Source organism: Bacillus sp. AFS001701 (assembly GCF_002559405.1).
Classification (GTDB): Bacteria; Bacillota; Bacilli; order Bacillales; family Bacillaceae_G; genus Gottfriedia.
In genome coordinates, this window is the sequence record NZ_NTZO01000590.1 from 1 (window position 1) to 6,266 (window position 6,266).

Annotated in this window: 5 protein-coding genes; 3 read left to right on the forward strand and 2 right to left on the reverse strand. The window is 30.8% G+C overall.

Translation table 11 applies throughout. From position 1 onward, the window contains the following. Positions 1–294 precede the first annotated feature (294 nt). Together CN514_RS23580 and CN514_RS23585 are read left to right on the forward strand one after the other, a co-directional pair. The gene (locus CN514_RS23580) at positions 295–744 is read left to right on the forward strand and encodes a MarR family winged helix-turn-helix transcriptional regulator (RefSeq protein ID WP_098234658.1); all 450 of its coding nucleotides are present in this window, start codon (positions 295–297) and stop codon (positions 742–744) included. 108 nt (positions 745–852) lie between these two features. Next, entirely contained in the window at positions 853–1,599 is a 747-nt protein-coding gene (locus tag CN514_RS23585) for an SDR family NAD(P)-dependent oxidoreductase (RefSeq protein ID WP_098234659.1), read from the forward strand. A 33-nt stretch (positions 1,600–1,632) separates the two neighbouring features. Here CN514_RS23585 and CN514_RS23590 read toward each other — a convergent pair whose 3' ends face one another. Then, positions 1,633–2,742, reverse strand: a complete 1,110-nt coding sequence (locus CN514_RS23590; RefSeq protein ID WP_286141813.1) for an AbrB family transcriptional regulator — start codon at positions 2,740–2,742, stop codon at positions 1,633–1,635. A gap of 247 nt (positions 2,743–2,989) precedes the next feature. Between CN514_RS23590 and gndA the strand changes: the two genes are divergently transcribed. After that, positions 2,990–4,396 (forward strand): NADP-dependent phosphogluconate dehydrogenase, encoded by a 1,407-nt coding sequence (gene gndA, locus CN514_RS23595; protein WP_098234661.1) that lies wholly within the window; start codon positions 2,990–2,992, stop codon positions 4,394–4,396. Positions 4,397–4,465: 69 nt separating this feature from the next. Here the strand turns inward: gndA and zwf are convergent, their stop codons facing one another. Continuing rightward, positions 4,466–5,974: a glucose-6-phosphate dehydrogenase gene (gene zwf, locus CN514_RS23600; protein WP_098234662.1), complete on the reverse strand. Its 1,509-nt coding sequence runs from the start codon at positions 5,972–5,974 to the stop codon at positions 4,466–4,468. Between the last annotated feature and the right edge of the window lie 292 nt (positions 5,975–6,266).

Here is a 6,266-nt window from a genome sequence, read left to right on the forward strand (position 1 = left end):
TTATAATAATCTGTTAATTCCAAAATTGATTTTTATTTGTTATTTTTATTTTGCAATCAACCGTTAAATAATTTTGTTTTGTAAAATAATTCCATTTGCATTTAAATTGAGTTGACATATATCTACTTAATCAGGAATAAGAGTATTTGGATAATCGATAATAATGTTATGTAAACTAAAAATACTCATAGAAGCTTCATTATATATTTAAACACATACTCGGACATTGACTACTTTCAAGAAATACTTTAAAATTATCTTTAATTCAAGATAGTTGAAAGGTGTTGATATGAATTGAATCAAAATGAAATTTCAACTAATTCGCTCCAGTTATATTCTGAAATTTGTAAAGCAAATCGATTTTTGACTGATGCTTCGATTAATAATATTAAATGTTTTGGTTTGAATTTGACTGAGTTTGCAGTCTTAGAATTGCTTTATCATAAAGGAGATCAGCCAATTCAACAAATTGGTAAAAGGATATTAATCTCAAGCGGAAATATGACGTATGTATTAGATAAATTAGAGGCTAGGCGATATATTAAACGCGTTAATTGTCCAAAAGATCGAAGAGTTATTTATGCAGCTTTGACGGAAGAGGGTAGAAGAGTAATTAGTTGCATCTTTCCAGCTCATAGTGAAATGATTCATAACTTATTTTCTCAACTAAATTCAGCTGAAAAAGATATGTTAATCTATTTATTAAAAAAGGTTGGATTAAGCAAAAATCAAACTCAAGGTTGAGATAACTTAGTTCGAACTAATTTGGATTAAAAGCTGTCATTTGACGGCTTTTTTTGTTAAGGATGGAAATAATATTAATAGACTAATTGTATGAAGAGGTATAAAAATATGGAAGAAAAGTTTAAAGGGAAATCAATTATTATTACAGGTGGTGCGAATGGAATTGGAGAGGGTATTGCACTCGCATTTGGAAAATTAGGAGCAATTGTTTGTATAGTTGATGTTAATGAACAAAAAGGTCATAGAGTAGTAAAGAAAATTGAGGAATATGGTGGGAGGGCAATTTTTTTTAAGACTGATGTTAGTAAAGAGGAAGACATCATAAATCTAATTCGCAATGTCATTGATAAAATTGGTAAACTTGATATTTTAATTAATAATGCAGGAATTTCCGCTTTTAAGCCATTTTTAAGTTTATCAACAGATGAATGGGATCATGTAATTAATACTAATTTGAGAAGCGTTTTTATTTCATCAAGAGAAGCTGCTAAAGTGATGAATAATGGTGGAAGAATAATAAATATGGCATCAACAAGGGCGATTATGTCGGAGCCAAATTCAGAAGCTTATGCAGCATCAAAGGGTGGAATTGTATCAATTACCCATTCTTTAGCAGCATCGCTTCAGCCAAATGGTATAACAGTAAACTGCATTAGCCCTGGATGGATTCAAGTTGATCAGAATGAAGAATTAAAAGAAACTGACCATCTTCAACATTGGTCAAATCGAGTTGGTAAGCCTGAAGATATCGCTAAAGCTTGTATTTATTTAGCTGATCCAGAAAATAACTTTATTAATGGTCAAAATATCATAATTGATGGCGGTATGACTAGAAAAATGATTTATGAAGAGTAGAAAAGCAAGGAAAGGTAATTTTCCTTGCTTTTCTTATTCGTTACTTATTCGTTTTACCTTACTTTCTTGTATCCTTGCTCTAAAAATATATCTTAATAAATATGGTACAACAATAAATATGAATAGTGTTCTAAATAGTTGATAACACATTATGACAGTTAGATCTGCGTCTACTTCTTTTGCAATTAATGCCATTTGATCCATTCCACCAGGGGCTAAGCTTAGTAAGGCACTAATATGATCAATGGTGTGAATATGTGTTAGAAATATACTTGATAATAGCGAAAATGTTAATAAAACGACTCCACTTAATACTGAAATTATAACTATTTTTAATTTGTTATTTAAGTTTTCTGGTTTCAATAATAAGCCAATATAACTTCCCATCATTAATTGGGAACAGTCTAATATAACAGATGGTAAGGCAGGTCCATGTAGTCCAGATAAATTAAGTATAATGGTAGCGATCATTGGTCCTAAAAGTAATGCAGTAGGAAAATTTATTTTCTTCCCTAAAAGCCCTAGGAACGTACAGAAAATAGCAAAAATAATAATATTTGGAAATAAGCCATGCCAGCTTGCTGAAGTGTGGTGAACGGCTTCTGAGATCGAACTTTTATGTACATTAAAAAATGGACTGAAAATTAATATTGGGACCATAAAAATAATCATCATAAGCCTAGAAATTTGTAAGAATGTGACAATTGTAAAGTCAATATCTTTAATCTCTTCTGCCAAAGCAATCATTTGACTTAATCCACCTGGAATACTACCTAATAAAACAGTTGGATAATGTATTTTAAATACTTTAGAAATTATGATTGATATTGTAATTGTAAAAAGGATGAGTAGAAAGGTCATCAGGATCATTGAAGTTATTTGATGTCCGATTTGAATAAACGTAGAAGATGTAAATGATAGCCCGATTGTGTAGCCGATTATGATCATGGCTGTATCTCGAATTTTACTTGGCCAATACAATTTTATCCCTTTAATTTTAGAAAGTATAAGTACAAAAAACATCGGTCCAAGGAGCCAAGGTATTGGGAGTTTAATAAATTGAAATAAAAATCCACCAATAATTGCAATAATTAAAGTAAATAAAAGCTGAGTCCATTTATTATCGTTGTAATTTAATACCACATTTTCACTTCTTTTCAAATTATAAAATTTTAATATATAGAACATGTTTACATTTATTCATCGCGCTTGTTATGTTAATATCATTATTGACCTTAAGTTTATGGTATGCAAGGATTTTGCTCGGTTAGTCGTTAGAATATTTAACAGGATAGCAAAACTAATCGGAGGTTATATTAAAGATAGTAAATATTTTACAATTTTTAATTTGAAAACCCTTGCAAATTTTAATTAGAAAGGACTAATTGAATTGGCTAAACAACAAATAGGCGTAATTGGGTTAGCAGTAATGGGAAAAAACCTAGCTTTAAATATTGAAAGTAGAGGTTTCTCAATTTCTGTGTATAACCGATCAGTTGAAAAAACAGAAGAATTTTTAAGAGAAGCAGAAGGTAAAAATGTAGTTGGAACATTTTCAATTGAAGATTTTGTAAATTCTCTTGAAACACCTAGAAAAATATTAATAATGGTAAAAGCAGGAGCACCAACTGATTCAACAATTGAACAATTATTACCTCATCTTGATCAAGGTGATATTTTAATTGATGGTGGAAATACATACTATAAAGACACTCAAAGACGAAACAAAATGCTATCTGATAGCGGAATTCATTTTATTGGCACAGGTGTTTCAGGTGGAGAAGAGGGAGCTTTAAAAGGACCTTCAATTATGCCTGGTGGACAAAAAGAAGCATTTGAACTAGTAAAACCGATTTTTGAAGCGATTGCTGCAAAAGTAAATAATGAGCCATGTACAACATATATTGGCCCAGATGGTGCTGGTCATTACGTAAAAATGGTTCATAATGGAATTGAATATGGTGATATGCAATTAATCTCAGAAGCTTACTTTTTATTAAAAAATGTACTTGGCTTAACTGCTGACGAATTACACCATGTATTTAGTGATTGGAATAAGGGTGAGCTTGATAGCTATTTAATTGAAATTACAGCCGATATCTTTACTAAAACAGACGAAGAAACAGGTAAACCACTTGTAGATGTTATTTTAGATAAAGCAGGACAAAAAGGTACAGGAAAATGGACTAGTCAAAGCACGCTAGATTTAGGCGTACCTACTTCGATTATTACTGAATCTGTATTTGCACGATTTATTTCTGCAATGAAGGATGAAAGAGTAAAAGCAAGTAAATTATTATCTGGTCCGTCAACTAGTACATATAATGGTGATAAAGAGCAACTTATTGAAGATGTGCGTAAAGCTCTTTATATGAGTAAAATTTGTTCATATGCTCAAGGATTTGCTCAATTAAGAGCTGCATCTGATGAGTATAACTGGGATTTACAATATGGTGATATTGCAATGATTTTTAGAGGTGGATGTATTATTCGAGCGGCTTTCTTACAAAAAATTAAAGAAGCTTACGATTTAGATGCTAATCTTTCTAACTTATTACTTGATCCATATTTCAAAGAAATCGTAGAAAGCTATCAAGGTGCATTACGTAAAATTAGCGTAGTAGCAATTGAAGCTGGAGTACCAATTCCATGTTTCTCTGCTGCATTAGCTTATTTTGATAGCTATCGTACTGAAACACTTCCTGCAAATTTAATTCAAGCACAAAGAGATTATTTTGGTGCACATACTTATGAACGAATTGATAAAGAAGGTAAGTTCCATACTCAGTGGACATAATTTAAAATTTGTTTTAGAAACTTAAAAAAGTTACCCCCTCGATATGATGAGGGGGTAACTTTTTATTTATCATTCGTTCTTATTTTCATTTAATCGATCAGTAACAGGCCACCATTTATGACCATCAACTGTCAATAAAGTATCAGCTTCATTTGGGCCCATTGAACCAGAACTATAAGTTGTAAGTGGTGCTAAATTATTGTCCCAAGCTTTTGAGATGACATCAACAAAGCTCCAAGAATATTTTACTTCATCCCAATGTGTAAAGTTTGTGCCATCACCTAACATACAATCATAAATTAATCGCTCGTATGCTTCTGGTGTATTAATACAATCAACGCAATTATTATTAAATGTTAATTGAATTGGCTTTGTGTAGCCTTCATCTGAGCCAGATCTTTTTGCATTTAATTGCAATGTAATTCCTTCATCTGGTTGAATATGTATAATTAATAAATTTGGAGACATTGTCTCTTTTGTATTGTAATAAAGATTCATTGGTATATCTGAGAACTGAACAATAATCTTAGTAGATTTTGTCGCCATTCTTTTTCCTGTTCGAATATAGAATGGAATACCAGCCCATCTAAAATTATCAATAAAAAGTTTGCCCGCAACAAAGGTTTCAGTTTGAGACTCAGGTGCAACATTGTTCTCATTTCTATAGGCTGGAACTTCTTCACCGTTAATTACACCGGCATCATATTGTCCGCGAACAAAATAATCTTTTACTTCGTTTTCATCAATTTTACGTAAAGCTTTAAATACTTTAACTTTTTCACTACGAATTTCTTCAGTTGTTAATTTAATCGGAGGCTCCATAGCAAGTAGTGCTGCCATTTGAAGCATATGATTTTGAACCATATCTTTTAAAGCTCCCGAATTTTCATAGTATTTTCCACGGTCTTCAACACCAAGAATTTCACTAGAAGTAATTTGGATATTTGAAATAAATCGATTATTCCAAAGTGGTTCAAACATGGCATTCGCAAAACGGATTACTTCAATATTTTGAACCATTTCTTTCCCTAAGTAATGATCGATACGGTAGATTTGATCTTCAGAAAATGCTTCACGAATTTCATCATTCAATTCAATCGCACTCGGTAAATCATGTCCAAACGGTTTTTCGATTACAATTCGACTCCAACCTTCAGTATCAGCCAAACCATTTTGTTTTAACTGTTTAGCAATTGTCCCGAAAAATTCAGGTGCCATTGCAAGGAAGAACACACGGTTACCAGGAATTAAATAATGATTATCCAAGTTTGTTAATAAATTTCCTAATTCTATATATGAAGAAGGTTCTAATACTTCAAATTGATGATAATAAAAATGAGATAAAAAGCTTTCAATCTCAGTCTCAGATGAAGCAATCGATTGAATTGATTTTTTTACAGTTTCACGAAATTCATCATTTGACCAAGGTCTTCTACCTACACCTACAACCGCAAAACCTTCATCAATTTTTTGACTTAAAAATAGTCTATATATTGAAATAAAAAGCTTTCTTTTTGCTAGGTCTCCTGTTGCTCCAAAAATGACAATAACTGCTTTTGGGTTTACTTTAGTTTTCAATTAATTTACCTCACTTCTTAAACATAAATTACTAACTTATTTTAGTAATAATCAAGGCTGATTATACAAAATATGTAAAATCACTTTCAAAAAAAATTTTTTGAAAGTATTTTCATTAATTATTAAAAAATAAATTAAATTTCCAAATTATTCATCTTATATCATAAACAAAACGAACAGATTCGTAAATATGAGTCTAGATAATATTTAACTTTTTTCTTCTTATTCCTTGTAAACAAAGGGGGTTTAAATGATTTAGGAAATGCAAGTTTTTTCTTAATTTAAATAGAAA

What these genes read in the sequence shown, in the direction of transcription:
- CN514_RS23585 (WP_098234659.1), top strand. Translation starts at nt 853, where the DNA reads ATGGAAGAAAAGTTTAAAGGGAAATCAATTATTATTACAGGTGGTGCG.